This is a genomic window from Microcoleus sp. bin38.metabat.b11b12b14.051 (assembly GCF_013299165.1).
GTDB lineage: Bacteria > Cyanobacteriota > Cyanobacteriia > Cyanobacteriales > Microcoleaceae > Microcoleus.
This window is the reverse complement of sequence record NZ_JAAFKD010000014.1, coordinates 52658-70693: the sequence shown is the minus strand read 5'-3', so window position 1 is coordinate 70693 and position 18036 is coordinate 52658. Positions and strand designations below refer to the sequence as shown.

The window sequence follows — 18036 nt, the reverse complement described above, 5'->3', positions numbered from 1 at the left end:
TTTGCCGCAATTTCCTACAGAGCTTTATTTTATGTCAACTCCCGTCTCTGACGAGAATTCTTTAGAACAGAAAGTCGGCAGCTTAAAGAAAGTCAAAAATAGCCCTAGAGCGCTGCTAAATCTAGCAATGACTGCAATAGCTGGAGCTTGTATGGCTATCACTTTGCTGCCTTTATTCGCAGTGCTTTCCTACGTAACAATACAGGGTTTTAATCGCCTAAATTTAGACTTATTTACCAAATTGCCACCTCCGCCTGGACTATCGGGAGGCGGCATCGCTAATGCAATGCTCGGTACATTAATGACCGTAGGAATTGCTGCTTTAATTGCTGTTCCTTTTGGCGTATTGGCCGCCGTTTATTTGTCAGAGTTCAGCAGCGGCGAAGTCGCTCGCTGGGTGCGCTTTGCGACTAATGTCCTCAGCGGAGTTCCATCGATTATTGCAGGGGTTTTTGCCTACGGTTTGTTCGTGGTGAATATGGGAGGTTTTTCGGCAATTGCAGGGGGTGCAGCGTTGGCTGTGCTGATGTTACCAACAATTGTACGAACTACTGACGAAGCTCTACAAATCGTCCCGCAGGATATTAGATGGGCGTCAGTTGGTGTAGGGGCTTCTAATTATCAAACGGTGTTGCAGGTAGTTTTGCCTGCGGCTATTCCGGCGATTTTAACTGGTGTGACGCTGGCAGTTGCTCGCGCTGCTGGTGAAACGGCTCCTTTGATTTTCACGGCGCTGAATTCGCCTTTTTGGCCGGCTGGATTTGATAAGCCAACTCCGAGTCTTTCGGTTTTGGTTTACAACTTTGCAACGGTTCCTTTTAAGGCGCAGAAAGAGTTGGCTTGGGCGGCATCTTTGATTTTGGTGTTGATGGTTTTGCTGACGAGTATTCTGTCTCGTTGGGCAACTCGTCAAAAGGTTTATTAGTCAGTTGACAGTTGACTGTTGACTGTTGATGGTTGGTCATTTGTAAGTAATTTGTAATTGGTCATTTGTAAAAATCGATTGGAGTATTAACTGTATGATGCACTTGGAAAATAAGACTGAAACTGTTTTACGGACTGAGAATATCAATATTTTTTACGGCGCTTTTCACGCGGTAAAAAATGTTTGTCTGGAGATTCCTAAAAATCAGATTACTGCTTTAATCGGGCCGTCTGGTTGCGGCAAAAGTACGATTTTGCGATGTTTTAACCGCCTCAATGATTTGGTTAATGGTTTTCGTTTAGAGGGCCGGATTGATTATCATGGTCAAAATCTTTATGATCCTGATATTGATGCTGTGGAAGTGCGCCGCAAGATTGGGATGGTGTTTCAAAAGCCGAATCCTTTCCCGAAGTCGATTTATGACAATATTGCTTACGGCGCGAGGGTGAATAATTATAAGGGTGATATGGATGAGCTGGTGGAAAAATCGCTCAGCCAAGCTTATTTGTGGGATGAGGTGAAGGATAAGCTGAAGCAAAGTGGTTTTTCGCTTTCGGGCGGCCAGCAGCAGCGTTTGTGTATTGCTCGGGCGATCGCGATTAATCCTGATGTAGTATTGATGGATGAACCTTGCGCTTCTCTTGACCCGATTTCGACGATTAAGATTGAGGAGTTGATGCGGGAACTGAAGGAGAAGTATACGATTGTGATTGTTACTCACAATATGCAGCAAGCTACTCGGGTTTCTGACTTGACTGCTTTTTTCAATGCTAAACTTTCTGAGGATGGTAAGCGGTTTGGTTATCTGGTGGAGTGTGACAGGACTGAGGTGATTTTCCAAAATCCGAAGGAAGAGTCTACGATGGATTATGTGAGCGGCCGTTTTGGTTGATTTGCGAGTGTCTCGGTAGGGCGTGTCGCTACTGAAGAATCCCGGCTTCTCTAAGAAATCGGGATTCTGGGTTTTATGTTTAAAAGCTCGATCGTACTTTTTGCAGATACAAGTTGCTGATTTTTGTTGGAAGAAGTTTTAGAGCGGTTCACATTTTCTTCATCCAATACTTTAACAGGTTTTCTTTGACCATGTTTTGCCGCATCACTTCTAGCAGGTATTCCTGAGCTTGGTCTTGGCTCAAGGTTTTGACTTGTTCGCGCAATACTTGCAATTTAAACTGCTGTTCTATGCTGAGGCTGGTTGTAGGCATATCCATAAAATCGCTCCTCCAGTTTGTTACTTGAGATCGATCGAGATCCGATAGATCGGAATGACGTTTTGCAGGCTTTGTTGTGTTCCCTCTATTGTAAACTATCATAACATCTGCTTGACAATATGTCCAAAGTAGACATTTTGAAACTAATTTGTGCAGCAAAAGTACATCTAAGTGGGGGTAGCTTTATCATAAAAAAGCGTAAAAACCGGGAAGCCTAAGCCTAAGGAGCTAGTTTGTATGGATGCAATGGAGTTTTTTGAGAGCAGTGCAGGGCAGTGGCGATCGCAGCGCAGCACTCACCACCTCGCTTTTCGCCAAGCGGAGATTGGGGATTCAAATATTCAGGTAACGGCGCTGGCCGCAAATGACGATCGCGTGGCTGAAATTTGCCAGATGCACGATGTCGATCCGAGTCGGGCTGCGGGAGGAGCTTTTGTGACTTGGCACGGCACGATGGCGTGGGATAAGGATGATGAGAATCATAAGGGTTCTACTGTATTCGCGATCGTACCCGATCCTGAAAATCCGCGGCAGGGTTTGATGTTGCGGGAACGGGGCTATGCGGAAATTACCCCGGTGGCTGGCCGTTTTGAGATGGATGATGAGGATGCGCTGCTGCTGATTACGGAATATGAGACCATGAGTTCGATCGAGCGTTTTTGGTTTCCGAATCCGAACGTGCGGATGCGGACAAGTGCGGTAAAGCGCTTTGGCGGTTTCAGCACATCAACTTTTTGTACGGAAGTTCGGGTAGAACCCGACTCGGATGCAACGGCTCCAGCCGCCAAGAAGGAACCGGTTGCTAGCGAGTTTTACTCAGCCCTGGGCTGGTAATTTATAAGCTTCCAGGCTCGTTCCCAGGATCTGCCTGGGAATGCTCTGACGGAGGCTCTGCCTCCCGTTTGACGAGGCAGAGCCTCGCTTATGGGCCGATAGAGCCACTTTTGGGGAACGATCCCTCTTTCTTCCTTCTTCCTTCTTCCCTCTTCCTTCTTCCTTCTTTCAAAGTCAACAAATGTTACAGATTGTTGCAAAAATTCAGGAAAATCGGATTTAGATTGCGGGAATCCCCTAATCTGTATGTTGGTTAGTTGTATCGTTATGCTGGCAGCTCGCGGTGTCAACTATTTCAAAAATTTGAGATAACGGAGATTTTAACGTGGCGCTTCCTTTATTAAGCTACGCCCCCAAGAGCCAAAACCAGCGCGTTGCTGGTTATGAACTAGGGGGCGACGAGCAGCCCAGAGTTTTCACAACTGAAAATGTGCTCTCGTCCGGGGACATGGAAAATTTGATTTGGGCTGCATATCGTCAGATTTACAGCGAACACCAAATCCTCAAGAGCAACCGCCAAAAGTCTTTGGAGTCGCAACTCAAGTTCGGCCAAATTACTGTGCGGGATTTCATTCGCGGTTTGGCGACTTCGGCTCCTTTCTTGGAACGGAATTACCAAACTAACAGCAACTACCGGTTTGTGGAAATGTGCGTGCAGCGCATTTTGGGCCGGGATGTCTACAGCGATCGCGAAAAGATTGCTTGGTCGATCGTCATAGCAACTAAGGGGACTCAAGGATTTATTGACGAATTGCTCAATAGCAGTGAGTACCTGGAAAAGTTCGGCTACGATACAGTACCTTACCAACAGCGCCGAATTTTGCCTCAGCGAGTAGGAGGGGAAACTCCTTTCAACCTGAAAACGCCCCGCTACAGTGAGTACCACCGCTCGCAGCTCGGCTTCCCGCAAATCATCTGGCAGACAAGCGTTCGCCGTTTTGTTCCTCAAGAACAACAAGCGAAGGCTGGCGATCCGTCCAATTATTTGGGTATGGCTCGCAATATGCCTATGCCTGCTACTCCGCCGCAGCGCGTGTCTCTGGCTAATATCAATATTGCCACGATGGTTCCTCGCCGCTAATTGATGCTGCTTGGTGCTATTGTTGGTGTCGGACGATGCACTGAATCTATCAGTTTTTAAGCTGAGAGAGTTTTGAGTCTTGAGTTTTGAGGTTTGAGTTTTTGACTAAACTCGGAATCCAAAACTCACGACTCATAATTTTTTGAGGGAAGTTGGGCAGCGAGCAATAGACTCATTGCATAAATCTTTACTTGATATAAAAACCGCAGATGTCAGGCAGATTAACGCCGATAAACGCGGATAATTTTAAAATAGTTTCCGCATCAAGTACGAACCTTTATTGTCCTCAGAAAGAAGGACTAAATTCCTCACTACGAACCTTGATTTTATTCAGAAAGAAGGACTAAATTCCTCACTACGAACCTTGATTTTATTCAGAAAGAAGGACTAAAGTCCTCACTATGAACCTTTATTTTATTCAGAAAGAAGGACTAAAGTCCTCACTACGAACCTTTACTGTCTTTAGAAAGAAGGACTAAAGTCCTCACTACGAACCTTTAGTTTATTCAGAAAGAAGGACTAAAGTCCTCACTACGAACCTTTATTGCGGGTAATTGACAGGACATGATATCAAATATGGGCTCGCAGGCGCAATATTTTGAGCAGGGTGTTGAATTGATCGGGTAAAGGTGCGATCGCCTCAATCAACTCTCCAGTTAACGGATGCTGCAATTGTAGCCGCCATGCGTGGAGGGCTTGTCCGGTTAAATTGACGCCGATAGAACGGTTGGAACTGTACATGGGATCGCCGACAATCGGATGTTTGATTTCGGCTGTGTGGACGCGAATTTGATGGGTGCGGCCGGTTTCTAGTTGATAGTGGATTAAGCAATAGTTGCCGAGTCTTTCTTTGATTGTCCAGTGAGTAACAGAGGGGCGGCCACCTTTTTCTTCTGGTACTATACCCATTTTTTTGCGGTCTGTGGGATGCCTGCCGATGGGTAGGTCTATTGTACCTGTTTCGGCGCTGGGAACTCCGTAAACTATGCCTAAATATTCGCGGCGGGCGGTTTTGGTTTTGAGTTGGGCTTGCAGGTTTTGGTGGGCAATGTCGGTTTTGGCGATCGCGATCGCACCTGTTGTATCTTTGTCTAATCTGTGGACGATTCCGGGCCGTTGAACGCCACCGATTTCTGCGAGGGGACAGTGGGCTAACAGGGCGTTGACTAAGGTGCCGTCTTGATGTCCGGCGGCTGGATGGACGACTAATCCGGCGGGTTTGTTGATGATAATTAGGCTGTCGTCTTCGTAAAGGATAGAGAGGGGAATTGCTTGGGCTGCTAATTTTGTGGGCTGGGCGTCGGGTAAAGTGATGTGGATGCGATCGCCCGTTTTGACTGATATTTTTTTTGAGGTGCAGGTTTCGTCGTTGACTTTGACGTTGCCTTGTGATATGAGAGTTTGGATTCGCGATCGGGACAAATCTGGTATTTGGTTGGACAGCCAAATATCTAATCGCTGAGTAACATTATTCTGGTTAAATTCCTCCGTATTTTCTACTGTGTACATCTGTGTCGCAGTCTCTGTTTCTATCATTTATTTTTTACTGTTTTTTGCCTTTATTAAGCAAGAATTACGCAAATATCGGAGGGCGGTTGAAACCGCGCCGACACAGACAAAACCCGCCTCCGCGGGTTGAAGACGGCGGTTGAAACCGCGCCGACACAGACAAAACCCGAGCTCAGAGGGGTTGAAGACGGCGGTTGAAACCGCGCCGACACAGACAAAACTCGCCTCCGCGGGTTGAAGACGGCGGTTGAAACCGCGCCGACACAGACAAAACTCGCCTCCGCGGGTTGAAGACGGCGGTTGAAACCGCGCCGACACAGACAAAACCCGAGCTCAGAGGGGTTGAAGACGAAGGCGTTAAAATTACGTTATCCTCTTCAGTCCGCGGAGGCGGACATCGTTTGTATAGCAGCGGTTTCAACCGCCGTCTTCTCTTTTATCCTAACATTTTTAAGTAAAATTGACAATTTTACCTACAATTATCGCAGTGGCCACACCGCATTGATGTAGCTTCCTTGGTAAAGCCAAAAGCTTGCAGCAAAAATTGCCATCTGCACTCCCGATGTTTGAGATATTTTGCCATTTCTGCGGCGGCGCTAAAGTTTTGTTTACCACCTGTTTGCTGTGCGGATTTGTCGATCGCATAATTAAAAGGATCTTCCCATTTTAACTGTCCGCTGCTGTGCAAAATTGAAAGGGCGATCGCACTTTCGGGAAATTCCCGCGACACAGCATCTACATCGCCCTTAGCTGGGAGTTGTTTCGCCAACTTCTGGGCTTCTCGAAATTGCGATCGCAGTTTATCTTGAAAAAATTGTGCTCTTTGTTTGTCATCGGGATAAAGCAAACCCGTCGGTTCGCTAATCAACGTCAGGGCGATCGATAATTTGCCGTCGCGTCCGCCTCTACCAATTTCTTGAATGTATTCTGATAATAGCAAAGGTGCTTGAAAGTGAACAACCCACCGCACATCCGACTTGTTAATTCCCATACCAAACGCTGAGCTACAAACAACAAATTTAAGATCGTTATTCAGCCAAGCAGTTTCTATTTTTCTGCGCGATTCTGCACTCAAACCTGCATGATAGGCTGCGGTTTTGTAACCTGCATCTCCCAGCAAATTCGCCAAATTTTCGCTATCTTTTCTCGTGCGGACGTAGACTAAACCTGCTTCTTTGCGTCGAGCTTTGATAAAATTTAATAACTGTTGTTTTCGTCCTCTGGGTGTCCAGACAGTTTGCACTTGCAGGTGCAGATTAGAACGGTATGGACTCAGCAAAAATGCTTCCGGCTTGTGCAGTTGCAAGACTTTTTTGATTGTTTGCTGGGCTTCCGGGTTGGCTGTAGCTGTGAAAGCGGCGATCGCAATTTTGCTGTTTTCCGGCTTAGATTTCAACAAAGCCGGCCGCACTGTTCCCAAACGGCGGTAAGCTGGGCGGAAAGTATCACCCCATTGAACTAAACAGTGAGCTTCATCTAAGATTAAACCGTTGATTGGTATGTGCGGCTGACTGATAATTTGCCAAACAGGTTTGCTGAGTAATGTTTCGGGAGACAGGTACAGCAATCTCAATTTATTTTGTTGCAGCGATTGCATAGTTTGCTGTCGTTGCTGTACAGGTAGTTGACTGTGGAGGATGGAAGCGGGTAAATTGCGATCGCGCAATTCTTGCACTTGATTTTCCATCAGCGCGACTAACGGCGAAACTACCAAAGTTAAGCCTGTTTGTAACAAAGCTGGCAATTGAAAACAAATAGATTTGCCGCCACCAGTCGGCATAATGATCATTGTATCTTTTCCGGCTAATAAACTGCTAACTATTTCTCCTTGCGGTGGTCGAAAGTCGTCGTATCCCCAGATTTGTTTGAAGGCGGCGCGGGCTTGATTTAATAATTTTGGTTCTGGTTGGTATTTCATTTGGTTTATCCCCAAATCAGACCTGTCAATTATACCTGAGTCCGTAGAGTGCGTCAGCAAAATTCTGATCTATGTTTAGCAAAGATTTTCATTCCTGACGTACCCTACTTTCAACAGTGTTGCAATGTTTTGAGATTCTTTGTTTCATCTCAATTCCATTTGTATCGGATTGATTTAACCGCAGAGAACACAGAGAACGCAGAGAAAGAGAAGAGAGAGAGGAATAATTCTATTCTATACGCTGGCAAATCTCCAAATCTCTCTTGAGTAATCCAAAATCCAAAATCTAAAATTCCCTAAGACTCTTCACCGTCTCGGCGCCCTAGTTCGTAGACACCACCGCCAATACAGGCGATCGTCCCCATAGATACCGCCCAACTGGTGCCCAACGATAATTCGACGCCCCAATTGCACAATCCACCCACAATCAAAAAGGGCAGAATACTCAGCAGCGAAGCGTAAAAGGCATTTTGAGCTTCTCTGGCTTGCTTGGTTCTCTCAAACTCTTCTTGGGAGGTATAGAGGGATCTTTCGGCAAAATTCATCCAGCGGTTGAGTTGCAGGATTATCCATTCTGTGATGGGTGACAGACCCCAATACAGGGCTAAAGACCATAGTGACGCACCGGCGATCGCAGTTGCGTCGATCGCAAAACTAAAAGGAAAAATTTCGGTAAGCATTGCTTGATCTGTGTGTTATGAATTTGAGATTTCAGACGGCATCCAAAATCCCGGACTACACTATAGTGTCAAGCAAAAGCCCGATCGAATTCAACCGCAGCACAAATTCGGCTGGCAAATAATTGTCCGTTACCCCCCAGCATTTAACCCGGAGCCTTGACACAAGTTGTGCATAGGGTAAGATACACGTTGGTCAACTGATTCGCTAGTGGGTAGAGCACGCGAGGCAATCTTGCAGCGAATTGGCACAACAGACAACGCACATTCGCCAGTACATTAAACTTTCAGGAGTTAAAGAAATCGTGCAAGACTCTACAAGCCCGATCGCAGTAAAACGCTTTTTTCGGCTTAGACAGATACTACTGTTAACTCTTTCGCTTTGTATCGTAGTGATTAGCCCTTATTTGCAGCAGCAGTTAGTCAAGGCTCAGTCAGGTTTACCAAGCAAATTAGCCACGGGTAATATGTGGCAGGAAGCCTCTTTTCCCGTCGAAAGTTTTGAAGCCTACACTTCCCCCTTTGGCCCCCGGGGCGGCGATTTTCACTACGGTTTGGACATGGCAGCCCCGGAAGGCAGCTACATCCGCAATTGGTGGGCTGGTCAAGTTGTGGAAGTTTGGGAAGATGGTCGATGCGGCACTGGTATGGTGGTGCGATCGGGAGATTGGGAGCACATCTACTGTCACCTCAAAGGTAGGGTGCAAGCCGCTAACGGCGGGCGTTATTATGTCGATCGCGAAGGTGGGCTGCAAATTTGGCAGGGTCAAACTGTGCCGGCTGGTGCGAGAATTGCCAGGGTGGGAATGACGGGCCGCACGAGTGGGCCTCACCTGCATTGGGGATTGAAGTACGGCGGGCGCTGGGTAGATCCGGCTTTGGTTCTGCGCGAAATGTATTCCAATCAATCTTAGTGCAGTGCTGTCCCGCCCCCGAACCTTCATTTCTCTTCGTTTGTAGTAAGGACTTTAGTCCTAATTGTTTCGGTTTGTAGTAAGGACTTTAGTCCTAATTCTTTCAGTTTGTAGTAAGGACTTTAGTCCTAATCTTTTCAGTTTGTAGTAAGGACTCTAGTCCTAATTTTTTCGGTTTGTAGTAAGGACTTTAGTCCTAATTGTTTCGGTTTGTAGTAAGGACTTTAGTCCTAATCTTTTCAGTTTGTAGTGAGGACTTTAGTCCTAATTTTTTCAGTTTGTAGTAAGGACTTTAGTCCTAATTCTTCCAAGAAGAAGGACTGAAGTCCTCACTACAAACCTTACTACAAACCTTTAATGACTACTAACTAATTCACGTTGGTGCCAACTCTTTTTTGGTAGACTCAGCATATCGATCGACAATTTTGCGGAATTCATCACCGTCAATGGTTTCTTCATCCAACAGCGCTTCCACCAGCTTGTCTACCAAATGGCGGTTTTCGCGGATAATCCGGCGGGCTTCTTCGTAGCAATGAACTGCGATTTCCCTGACTTGCCGATCGATCTTAATTGCCATTGCTTCGGAATAATCCGACGATCGCGAATTCCAGTTTTGGCCCAAAAATACCTCACTGTTGGGACTTTCCAAAGCCACAGGCCCCAAATCCGACATTCCGTAAAGCGTTACCATCTCCCTCGCTAGCTTGCTGACTTCTGTGATATCGCTGCTGGCGCCCAAAGTTACTTCGGCATCGCCGTAAACTTCTGCCTCCGCCGCCCGTCCCCCCAAAGCTACTGTAATCCGGCTTAACAGCCACGCCCGACTCCTCAAACCTTCGCTGTCGATCATTTCGTCGTCGAGTACGTAGTTGGCAAAGCCTGCGATACCCCCGGAACGCGGAATAATCGTTACTTTTTCTAGGGTGTCGGTATTTTTCAGCATCGTTGATACGAGGGCGTGTCCGATTTCATGGTATGCTACCAGCCACTTTTTCTTACTGTCGAGCAGCGGGTTGAGCGTCAGCCCGATCGTAATTCGGTCGATCGCATCGTTAACTTCTAAATTACCGATCGTGTCTTTGCGCCGCCTCGCTGTGAGAATAGCTGCTTCGTTGAGCAAATTTGCCAAGTCAGCGCCGGAAAAGCCCGGAGTGCGGCGGGCGATCGTATCTAGGGCCACTTCTTCGTCGAGTTTTTTGTTGCGTGCGTGCACTTCCAAAATCCCCAAACGCCCTTTGTAGCTGGGCAAATCTACCGTTACTTGGCGATCGAACCTACCGGGCCGCAGCAGGGCAGTATCGAGCACGTCGGGGCGGTTAGTCGCTGCAATCACAATCACGCCGCTGTTACCCTCAAAGCCGTCCATTTCTGTCAGCAACTGGTTGAGAGTTTGTTCGCGTTCGTCATTTCCGCCGCCAATACCAGCGCCGCGCTGCCTTCCTACGGCGTCTATTTCATCGATGAAGACGATGCAAGGCGCATTTTCTTTAGCTTTGCGGAACAAGTCGCGCACGCGCGAGGCGCCGACTCCGACGAACATTTCGACAAATTCGGAACCGGAGATGCTGAAGAATGGAACGGCTGCTTCGCCTGCGATCGCTTTTGCCAACATTGTTTTACCTGTTCCCGGAGGCCCGATTAACAGAACTCCTCTGGGAATTTTGGCGCCGATGGCGTTGAAGCGTTCGGGTTTTTTGAGGAAAGTGACAACTTCTTGCAGTTCTTCTTTAGCTTCTTCGATTCCTGCTACGTCGTCGAACATCACACCGGTTTTGGCTTCCATTTGGAAACGGGCTCGGGATTTGCCGAAGTTCATGGCATTTCCTTGCGATTGAGTCGATCGGCGCAGGATTGCCATCAACACTGCCAGCACCGCAAAAATCACTAGCAAGTTTACTACTAAACTGACTGCTGCGGTGTTGTCTGCTGTTTGTTTGACTTCAAAGTCGATCTTTTTGGCGCGGATTTGCGAGTAGAGTTCTCGGTTGTTGTAGTCGAAGAGAGTAACTATTTGCGCCTGATCGTTTTTTTGATCTTTTAGCCTAACTTTGGCAGTTCTTTGGATTTCGTCTATTTCGACTTTACTGACTTGTCCTTTTTCTATGTTCTCGATGAGTTGGCTGTAACTCATGGTGTTGTTTGGCGCGCTTTCGGCAAAAACCGGGGTCGAGAGCAATATTCCTTGAGAAATCACCAAACTACCCAGGATGCGCCAAAGATTTCGTCCTGGAATTGATTTTTTAGGATTCTGCTGGCTCGATTGGTCTTTTTTTACAGCTAGATGCCCCAGCCATGCGTGTTTCCAAGAATTTTTCATATATATTGCTTTGCCCAAGGTTGAAGACTACCAAGATTGACCGCTTGTGGTTTGCTACGTTCGTTTATTTTAACAAGATGCCGGGTGTTCAATGGGTTTATCTGTCGCTAACATCTCAAGAGGTCGCTCTAGATGCTGGATTTTTAACCCGCTGCGACTCAGAAATCGGGTTGTTTACCAAATCTGTCGGCTCTCACCCAGGATTTTGCTCAAAAAACCTGTTTCTCGGCCCCCTCCACTTAACTTACCCGCTGCGACTGAGAAACCGGGTTTTTCACCACATCTATCGGCTCTCACCCAGGATTTTGCTCAAAAAACCCGGTTTCTTGACCATAAATCGAAAATCGATTGACACTTGCCGATCGCACTTGTTACACTAATCATAGTCGTAATGAGTACGTCTTAGTCAAGCAGTTATTGTTTTTAAGTTTTATGGTAAAGATAGTCGGCATTGGTGGAAGTTTGCGAGCTGGCTCCTACAGCCAGTTAGCACTGAAGATAGCAGCAGAGAGGGCGCAGGCCCTGGGTGCATCCGTTGAAATATTCGATTTGCGATCGATCAACCTGCCCTTCTGCGACGGCGAGAATGATTATCTCGATTACCCGGATGTGGAAAAGCTGCGGAATGCGGTACGCCAAGCCGACGGTTTGATTTTGGCAACACCGGAGTATCACGGTAGCGTCAGCGGTGCCCTCAAGAATGCCCTGGATTTGATGAGTTTCGAGCATTTGGACGGCAAAGTTGCGGGTGCGATCAGCGTGTTGGGAGGACAAGTCAACAGCAACGCCCTTAACGATTTGCGAACCATTCTCAGATGGGTACACGCTTGGGTAATTCCCGAACAAATTGCGATCGGAGAAGCTTGGAAAGCTTTTAGTCCTGACGGTAAATTGTTGGATGAAAAACTATCTAAAAGGTTAGACGAATTTGCTCGGAGTTTGGTAGAAAATACCCGAAAATTGCGAGGAGTTTCTTAGTAAAAGGCTGGGAATTGGGAATTGGGAATCGAGAATTGGGAATTGGGAATTGGGAATTGGGAATTGGGCATTGGTAACAGTTAACAGTTAACAGTTAACAGTTAACACTCAACTGACTTCAAAAAGGCATATCGATCGCATCTCCAAAAGGATGCGGTACGTCGATCGGCATTCTTCCGGGTTTTGACTCATACTTGTCAATCCACTTTTTCGCCAATTCCAAAGCTTCCTCCTCAGTTTTGGCATTTTGGACAGCCACGTGGCGGTTCCCGTGGCTGTCCCAAACTTCGACGTAGAAGACTGTCTGCGATTGCAGAATCCAACCTTTATAAGTGTCTGCGGGTTCCATAGTGAAAATCCTCAAATCATCCGGCGGGGAGTTGGACTGGCGACCTAATTGTAAATATTGCCCCGTGTAAAATGAACTTTACGGGGGTTTCTATAGTATTTTTGGAAAAAAGTCAGTTTTACGGTTAACCTCATGACTAGACTGCTCAAGCAATTATTTAACTGGAGAAATTATCTCCAACCAGCAGCGATCGCGATCGCGATCGTCCTGATCGCATCCCAGATAGCGGTACTGCCGGCCTTGGCGACGGGCGTGTACGAAATACCGATGTTGTCGGCGGGCGATCGAACTTGGGTGTTTGACAAAGGCGACGTACTCAGCCGCAGCAGCGAAAGCAACATCAGCAGCGTGCTCGACACCTTGGAACAGAAAACAGGAAAACAAGTCAGGTTTGTCACCATCCACCGCCTAGACTACGGCGAAACAACTGCCACTTTCACCGACCAATTATTTGAACAGTGGTTTCCCGCAAAAGAAGACCAGACCAATCAAATTTTACTCGTTCTCGACACTGTTACCAACAGTGCGGCAATTCGTACCGGCGAAGGGGTTAAATCCCTGCTAAGCGATGAAATTGCCCAGAGTGTAGCTGGAGAAACCGTCCAAGTGCCGCTGCGCGAAGCCAACAAATACAACGAAGCATTTACCGCAGCCAGTTCGCGGATTGCGACTGTGATGTCGGGCGAACCCGATCCGGGCGCGCCTAAAGTTGTGGACAACATTCAAGTTGAAGGCACATTTAAGACGGCTGAAGAAACAGACCAAGGTAATGCCACAGTTATTGTGGTTGTGCTGTTGGTATTGGCGACAGTGATTCCGATGGTGACTTATTTCTGGTATCAAGGTTTTTCGTAATCGCTTGCTGTCAGATGTAATAGACTTGCATTGCATAAATATTTGATAGATCGACCGCAGATGAAAGGCAGATTAACACAGATTAACGCAGATAATTTGAAGAAGAGCGATCGAATAAATGCAATGCAAGTTTAATGATTTGCCATTTTTTCAATAAGTTACGGCGTGGTTGGACTAATCTTGAATGTATTCTCGATCGCCCAACAAAGCAATTTCTGCCCGCACAAATTCCCGTCCCAGATAAGCCGCGTGATCGAACATCGTCACCGGGCTGGGGCGGGTTTCTTCTAGGATTTTGACGCAAAGTTCTTTGGCGGTTCTGCCGCTAAAAAGTGTGCACTGAGTGCGTTCTACCTTGCCGCGCGCGGGGATTGGTTTCCCTGTTTCTGGATCGACGGCGAGGCCGCGATCGTCGATGATGTTGGTGAAGTGTTTGGCGCAAATTAGGCTGGTGGGGCGATCGATGTAGATGATGAAGTAGCCACCAGGATCGAGGTCGATGTGGCGTTTGGATAGGCTGTCATCGATAGCTGTGAGGTTTTCCAAGGTTTGACTCATGGTTGGGGAAAGGCAGTAAATAATCGCTGCTGTTTGTTTGGCTATTTCTAGTTTAGTGGGCTGCGGGGCAAGTTTGGGATTTTTTGGGCAACATTCTCGGCGATATTTGTAGACACGGCAATGCCCTGTCCGGCGCGGGTTTTTGTTTAAATTAGTATTATTAACCGCAGAGAACGCAGAGAACGCAGAGTTAAAGAAGATAGAGAAACAAAATATGTTATTATTGGCTGAGTAACATTTTGCATTAAATTATAAATGAAATTTATAGATTTATTTGCGGGAATAGGAGGTTTCAGGCAAGGTTTTGAGAATGCGGGATTTGAATGTGTTTTTTCCTGCGAAATCAACAAAAACTGCCAAGAAGTTTACAGCAAAAACTTTAACGAAACTCCTACAGGAGACATCAAAGAAATCAATCTGGCTGATTTGGATGAGTTTGATGTTTTAGTTGCCGGGTTTCCGTGCCAACCTTTTAGCATTTGCGGTAAAAAGCTAGGTTTTGAAGATACGAGAGGAACGCTATTTTTCGAGATTTGTAAAATTCTCAAAATCAAACAACCTCAAGTTATCGTCCTCGAAAACGTCAAACATTTGATTCATCACGACAAGGGAAATACCTTAAAAGTAATTATCGCAAGTCTTGAGAGTTTGGGATACAATGTCAACTGGCAAATATTAAATGCTAAAGATTTTGGAGTTCCCCAACATCGAGAAAGAATATTTATTATTGGAACTCAGGGGAAAGCATTCAATTTTTCTCGACTTCCGACCAAGTTTCCGCCACAACTCAGAGATTTTCTGGATGTGCGAGGTGACTTTGAAATCTTGGATAGTTCTAAATATACTTTAATTGAGCATCCGAAAAAGCAAGTTTCGGGGCTGTTATTTGTAGGTTACAGAAATAAAGGTACTTGGAAAACTGGCGTCAGGCCGAATACAGAACATTTATCAAGGGTTCACCGACAACCTAATCGCATTTATTCGGTAGATGGAGTGCATCCGACAATTCCTTCACAAGAAACATCGGGCCGATTTTTTATTTATTTTCCTGAAACAAACACTGTCAGGAAACTAACGCTGAAGGAGTGTTATCGACTGATGGGTTTTCCTGAAGATTTTAAAATTCATCCCAAGGTTGGGGAAAGTTACAAGCAAATTGGGAATTCGGTTTGTGTGCCGGTAGTGGAAGCGATCGCGAAAGAAATATTAATCAGCTCTTAAAACCGCTTCTATAGAACCCATTTGAGATCTATTCTGCGTAAATCTCAGAAACCGGGTTGATCTCGGTATTTCTCGTCATCCAACCCAAAAACTCGTAGAAACCCGGTTTCTTGCCCCGGGCGTAAATCTCAGAAACCCGGTTGATCTCGGTATTTCTCGTCACCCAACCCAAAAACTCAAAGATGTCAAATGGGTTCTATACGAACACAATCAGGATAGTGCGCGGACTAAGGCATAATCGCACTTAACATGATATCATATTAATTAGCCAAGTCAATTGCAACCAACTTTAAAATAGGATTATTCAGTAATGCAACTCGAAGAATATTTCGACTTTCAGCGGGCCGATGATATTCGAGTCAAAGGGACGCGAATCGGCATTGAAACTATCTTATATGATTTCATTCATCGCGCTCGCACTCCCGAACAAATTGCTCAAACTTATCCATCTCTCAACTTGGAACAAGTTTATGCTACTATCCTTTACTATCTGCACAACAAAGAGGCGGTGAGTAACTATATTGCTGATTGGTTGGAGTGGAGCCACCAGCAACTTAAAGCACAACAACTTAATCCTCCACCCGGTATTGCTAGACTGCAAAAATTGAGAGCGGAACAAAAAGCTAAACAAATCAAAAATGAGTCTGAATTATCTATTGGATGAAAATGTCGATCCTAGCTATAAAGCAATACGGTTCACTTAAGACAGTTCATGGGAAAAATAATGTGACAAATAGACGCTGCGATTGCCGCGCGAGGACGCTCGCAATGACAAATAAACCTTAAGTGAACCGTATTGAGCTATAAAGTTGAAATTCTGACAAGCAATCCCGATTTTATAGTTTGGTGCGTGGGCGAGCCCGAAGCTCCGAGTCGGGGAACTTTAGATCCAGAAATTCTTAAATGGTGCGAGGAATATAACTTTATATTGGTGACTAACAATCGTAAATCAATGCCCGTACATTTAACAGATCATTTAGCTGAGCGTCGTCATATTCCAATACGGTTCACTTAAGGTTTATTTGTCATTGCGAGCGTCCTCGCGAAGCAATCGCAGGGTCTATTTATCACATTATTTTCCCCGTGAACTGTCTTAAGTAAACCGTATTGCGTCATATTCCAGGCATTTTTCTCCTGAATGCCCAATTAAGTATCGGACAAAATATTCGGCAATTGATTTTTCTTGCCGAGGCATCTTTTGATGATGAATATCAAGATCAAATTGTTCATTTACGAGAGATTGTTTGAATAATTTTGTCAAGGGCGATCGCACTTTTATTGATTCATAAACCAGGTTGCTGTCAATATCTAGTTGAAGATGACAATCTCGAAAGCCGACACCCGTTATTCGATCGGAAAACTTGCTAAGCTATGTTTGCCTATGTTGCCATACAATTATAGATCGCTCTGCTAACAAATCAGCTAATCGTTCAGCCCTGTCTCGGTCATCTTTCGGGTAAGGTAAACCGATAATTTCGGCGTGGGATGCTGAATCAGGTACTGCATCTAAGCCTAATTCACGAATTTGTCCTACTTGGAGACTAGCAACTCCATAACAATTCTTGAAGTTTGCTGCACATTTTTCAGGCGAAGAAACGCTGGCAATTGTCAGGGATAACCCACGGTCATTTGGGCGCAGTAGATAAGCGTCAAATAAAACTAAATTATTTTCTCGATCGATCCATTGTTTTCGGAGTAAAGCTCTATAGACAATAGCACTGTCAGCTAAAGGCTCGAACTCTAAGTTACTGCTATCAGATATCTCATTCATACCTTGTTAAACCACTCTAGCCAATCAACTAAAGTTGATACAGAAATGATATCTTCCGATTTGTAATCCTCATTTTTTTGATGATAAACGTAAGCTTGAGCATCGGCATTAGCTGGGCAAAATAACCTAACTCTACAATCTGCTTTTTTATTTTGCCAAGCAAGTCTGATACTACCTGCATCGTCTGTACTTGTTGATGCTTGAGGGAAATTATCGCCCAAAATATCATAGGCTTCTACAATTAATTTCATCGCTGTCTTAAAAGCGTACTCAGTCGGTCTTAAGATTCCATATTCGTCTTCTTCTTCTAAATCTAAAAGTTCGAGAAGACGTTCAACTGTTACCCGAAAGTTTGATAATCCCTTTGTGCTATTGCTATTAGTAATCTGTTGGTTAGCTACAGTCATAAGATGTAAGTTCCTCAATGCTGGCCAATTTCATCTTAACACAGGCTCATACTGCGAAATTTGTCGATCGCAAAATGGCGATTCCCTACGGGATAGCTGGCTTTGCGCGTACTTCCATTGAGTCAGAAGCCCGGTTTCTTTGATTTTTAGGAGAAAAGGGCGATCGTAGTTGGTGTTAATCGACCGCCTTGTCTAGAGATAATTTACGCTGAGAAACGACACAATCTTGCAAATAAATATTAATTAATTCCTGAGAAGATATCCCGGCTTCTTGAGCCATATTTTCAAAATATTCAATCACATCAATCCCTATAGAAATAGTGACCTGTTTTTTCAACTGTTGGGCATAAGGATTAGGTCTTTTCTTCATCCTTGAAAGATCGTATTCCGGTTCCAACTTATTCCCGACTCCACACATACCTTTGACAAACCGACTTGGCTCCTATTCTACATCATCCGCAGGCGATCGCACCCTGTAAAATAGGCATTGAATCTGTTACATAACTTCACC

At 45.5% G+C, this 18036-nt stretch carries 20 protein-coding genes; 9 read left to right on the top strand and 11 right to left on the bottom strand.

The window, feature by feature from the left end:
* Window positions 1–31: 31 nt before the first annotated feature.
* On the top strand, window positions 32–925 hold the full coding sequence (pstA, locus tag QZW47_RS16330; RefSeq protein ID WP_293128635.1) for a phosphate ABC transporter permease PstA: 894 nt from the start codon (window positions 32–34) through the stop codon (window positions 923–925).
* Window positions 926–1022: 97 nt separating this feature from the next.
* On the top strand, window positions 1023–1817 hold the full coding sequence (gene pstB, locus QZW47_RS16325; protein ID WP_293128839.1) for a phosphate ABC transporter ATP-binding protein PstB: 795 nt from the start codon (window positions 1023–1025) through the stop codon (window positions 1815–1817).
* Window positions 1818–1965: 148 nt separating this feature from the next.
* Here pstB and QZW47_RS16320 read toward each other — a convergent pair whose 3' ends face one another.
* Complete coding sequence (locus QZW47_RS16320; RefSeq protein WP_293128633.1) at window positions 1966–2136, bottom strand: NblA/ycf18 family protein; 171 nt, start codon at window positions 2134–2136, stop codon at window positions 1966–1968.
* A gap of 237 nt (window positions 2137–2373) precedes the next feature.
* Between QZW47_RS16320 and QZW47_RS16315 the strand changes: the two genes are divergently transcribed.
* Both QZW47_RS16315 and QZW47_RS16310 read left to right on the top strand, forming a co-directional pair.
* The gene (locus QZW47_RS16315; RefSeq protein ID WP_293128631.1) at window positions 2374–2970 is read left to right on the top strand and encodes a phycobiliprotein lyase; all 597 of its coding nucleotides are present in this window, start codon (window positions 2374–2376) and stop codon (window positions 2968–2970) included.
* 325 nt (window positions 2971–3295) lie between these two features.
* Window positions 3296–4051, top strand: coding sequence for a phycobilisome rod-core linker polypeptide (locus QZW47_RS16310; protein ID WP_293128629.1), 756 nt, complete (start codon window positions 3296–3298; stop codon window positions 4049–4051).
* 570 nt (window positions 4052–4621) lie between these two features.
* Here the strand turns inward: QZW47_RS16310 and QZW47_RS16305 are convergent.
* From QZW47_RS16305 to QZW47_RS16295, 3 genes are all read right to left on the bottom strand, one after another.
* Window positions 4622–5587, bottom strand: coding sequence for an RluA family pseudouridine synthase (locus QZW47_RS16305; protein ID WP_293128627.1), 966 nt, complete (start codon window positions 5585–5587; stop codon window positions 4622–4624).
* Between the two features lie 442 nt (window positions 5588–6029).
* The gene (locus QZW47_RS16300; RefSeq protein ID WP_293128625.1) at window positions 6030–7478 is read right to left on the bottom strand and encodes an ATP-dependent DNA helicase RecQ; all 1449 of its coding nucleotides are present in this window, start codon (window positions 7476–7478) and stop codon (window positions 6030–6032) included.
* Between the two features lie 296 nt (window positions 7479–7774).
* The gene (locus QZW47_RS16295) at window positions 7775–8158 is read right to left on the bottom strand and encodes a hypothetical protein (protein ID WP_293128623.1); all 384 of its coding nucleotides are present in this window, start codon (window positions 8156–8158) and stop codon (window positions 7775–7777) included.
* Between the two features lie 302 nt (window positions 8159–8460).
* On the opposite strand from QZW47_RS16295, the gene QZW47_RS16290 reads away from it, so the two are divergent.
* Window positions 8461–9069, top strand: coding sequence for a M23 family metallopeptidase (locus tag QZW47_RS16290; RefSeq protein ID WP_293128837.1), 609 nt, complete (start codon window positions 8461–8463; stop codon window positions 9067–9069).
* A gap of 373 nt (window positions 9070–9442) precedes the next feature.
* On the opposite strand, the gene ftsH is transcribed toward QZW47_RS16290, so the two are convergent.
* Entirely contained in the window at window positions 9443–11386 is a 1944-nt protein-coding gene (gene ftsH / locus QZW47_RS16285) for an ATP-dependent zinc metalloprotease FtsH (protein ID WP_293128621.1), read from the bottom strand.
* 432 nt (window positions 11387–11818) lie between these two features.
* Here ftsH and QZW47_RS16280 point away from each other — a divergent pair, with 432 nt between their 5' ends.
* Window positions 11819–12364: an NADPH-dependent FMN reductase gene (locus QZW47_RS16280; RefSeq protein ID WP_293128619.1), complete on the top strand. Its 546-nt coding sequence runs from the start codon at window positions 11819–11821 to the stop codon at window positions 12362–12364.
* Window positions 12365–12482: 118 nt separating this feature from the next.
* Here the strand turns inward: QZW47_RS16280 and QZW47_RS16275 are convergent, their stop codons facing one another.
* Complete coding sequence (locus QZW47_RS16275; protein ID WP_293128617.1) at window positions 12483–12713, bottom strand: hypothetical protein; 231 nt, start codon at window positions 12711–12713, stop codon at window positions 12483–12485.
* 132 nt (window positions 12714–12845) lie between these two features.
* Here QZW47_RS16275 and QZW47_RS16270 point away from each other — a divergent pair, with 132 nt between their 5' ends.
* A complete protein-coding gene (locus QZW47_RS16270) occupies window positions 12846–13568 on the top strand; it encodes a TPM domain-containing protein (protein ID WP_293128615.1) in 723 nt (240 codons plus the stop codon).
* Window positions 13569–13742: 174 nt separating this feature from the next.
* Here the strand turns inward: QZW47_RS16270 and QZW47_RS16265 are convergent, their stop codons facing one another.
* Window positions 13743–14126 carry a DUF4346 domain-containing protein gene (locus tag QZW47_RS16265; protein WP_293128613.1) on the bottom strand — a complete coding sequence of 128 codons (384 nt, stop codon included), beginning with the start codon at window positions 14124–14126 and terminating at the stop codon, window positions 13743–13745.
* Between the two features lie 255 nt (window positions 14127–14381).
* Between QZW47_RS16265 and QZW47_RS16260 the strand changes: the two genes are divergently transcribed.
* Window positions 14382–15347, top strand: a complete 966-nt coding sequence (locus tag QZW47_RS16260; protein ID WP_293128611.1) for a DNA cytosine methyltransferase — start codon at window positions 14382–14384, stop codon at window positions 15345–15347.
* Window positions 15348–15375: 28 nt separating this feature from the next.
* Here the strand turns inward: QZW47_RS16260 and QZW47_RS16255 are convergent, their stop codons facing one another.
* A complete protein-coding gene (locus tag QZW47_RS16255; protein ID WP_293128610.1) occupies window positions 15376–15510 on the bottom strand; it encodes a hypothetical protein in 135 nt (44 codons plus the stop codon).
* Between the two features lie 147 nt (window positions 15511–15657).
* On the opposite strand from QZW47_RS16255, the gene QZW47_RS16250 reads away from it, so the two are divergent.
* Window positions 15658–16011: a DUF433 domain-containing protein gene (locus QZW47_RS16250; RefSeq protein ID WP_293128609.1), complete on the top strand. Its 354-nt coding sequence runs from the start codon at window positions 15658–15660 to the stop codon at window positions 16009–16011.
* A 705-nt stretch (window positions 16012–16716) separates the two neighbouring features.
* Here QZW47_RS16250 and QZW47_RS16240 read toward each other — a convergent pair.
* From QZW47_RS16240 to QZW47_RS16230, 3 genes are all read right to left on the bottom strand, one after another.
* On the bottom strand, window positions 16717–17118 hold the full coding sequence (locus QZW47_RS16240) for a hypothetical protein (protein ID WP_293128608.1): 402 nt from the start codon (window positions 17116–17118) through the stop codon (window positions 16717–16719).
* Window positions 17115–17525, bottom strand: a complete 411-nt coding sequence (locus QZW47_RS16235) for a hypothetical protein (RefSeq protein WP_293128607.1) — start codon at window positions 17523–17525, stop codon at window positions 17115–17117. Before QZW47_RS16235 ends, QZW47_RS16240 begins: the two co-directional genes overlap by 4 nt.
* Window positions 17526–17700: 175 nt before the next feature.
* Window positions 17701–17922, bottom strand: coding sequence for an antitoxin (locus QZW47_RS16230; RefSeq protein WP_293128605.1), 222 nt, complete (start codon window positions 17920–17922; stop codon window positions 17701–17703).
* Between the last annotated feature and the right edge of the window lie 114 nt (window positions 17923–18036).

Excerpts from the sequence above, each read along its gene's own strand:
- pstA (WP_293128635.1), top strand. The coding sequence starts at position 32 with ATGTCAACTCCCGTCTCTGACGAGAATTCTTTAGAACAGAAAGTCGGC.
- pstB (WP_293128839.1), top strand. The coding sequence starts at position 1,023 with ATGCACTTGGAAAATAAGACTGAAACTGTTTTACGGACTGAGAATATC.
- QZW47_RS16320 (WP_293128633.1), bottom strand. The coding sequence starts at position 2,136 with ATGGATATGCCTACAACCAGCCTCAGCATAGAACAGCAGTTTAAATTG.
- QZW47_RS16315 (WP_293128631.1), top strand. The coding sequence starts at position 2,374 with ATGGATGCAATGGAGTTTTTTGAGAGCAGTGCAGGGCAGTGGCGATCG.
- QZW47_RS16305 (WP_293128627.1), bottom strand. The coding sequence starts at position 5,587 with ATGATAGAAACAGAGACTGCGACACAGATGTACACAGTAGAAAATACG.
- QZW47_RS16300 (WP_293128625.1), bottom strand. The coding sequence starts at position 7,478 with ATGAAATACCAACCAGAACCAAAATTATTAAATCAAGCCCGCGCCGCC.
- QZW47_RS16295 (WP_293128623.1), bottom strand. The coding sequence starts at position 8,158 with ATGCTTACCGAAATTTTTCCTTTTAGTTTTGCGATCGACGCAACTGCG.
- ftsH (WP_293128621.1), bottom strand. The coding sequence starts at position 11,386 with ATGAAAAATTCTTGGAAACACGCATGGCTGGGGCATCTAGCTGTAAAA.
- QZW47_RS16280 (WP_293128619.1), top strand. The coding sequence starts at position 11,819 with ATGGTAAAGATAGTCGGCATTGGTGGAAGTTTGCGAGCTGGCTCCTAC.
- QZW47_RS16275 (WP_293128617.1), bottom strand. The coding sequence starts at position 12,713 with ATGGAACCCGCAGACACTTATAAAGGTTGGATTCTGCAATCGCAGACA.
- QZW47_RS16270 (WP_293128615.1), top strand. The coding sequence starts at position 12,846 with ATGACTAGACTGCTCAAGCAATTATTTAACTGGAGAAATTATCTCCAA.
- QZW47_RS16265 (WP_293128613.1), bottom strand. The coding sequence starts at position 14,126 with ATGAGTCAAACCTTGGAAAACCTCACAGCTATCGATGACAGCCTATCC.
- QZW47_RS16260 (WP_293128611.1), top strand. The coding sequence starts at position 14,382 with ATGAAATTTATAGATTTATTTGCGGGAATAGGAGGTTTCAGGCAAGGT.
- QZW47_RS16250 (WP_293128609.1), top strand. The coding sequence starts at position 15,658 with ATGCAACTCGAAGAATATTTCGACTTTCAGCGGGCCGATGATATTCGA.
- QZW47_RS16240 (WP_293128608.1), bottom strand. The coding sequence starts at position 17,118 with ATGAATGAGATATCTGATAGCAGTAACTTAGAGTTCGAGCCTTTAGCT.
- QZW47_RS16235 (WP_293128607.1), bottom strand. The coding sequence starts at position 17,525 with ATGACTGTAGCTAACCAACAGATTACTAATAGCAATAGCACAAAGGGA.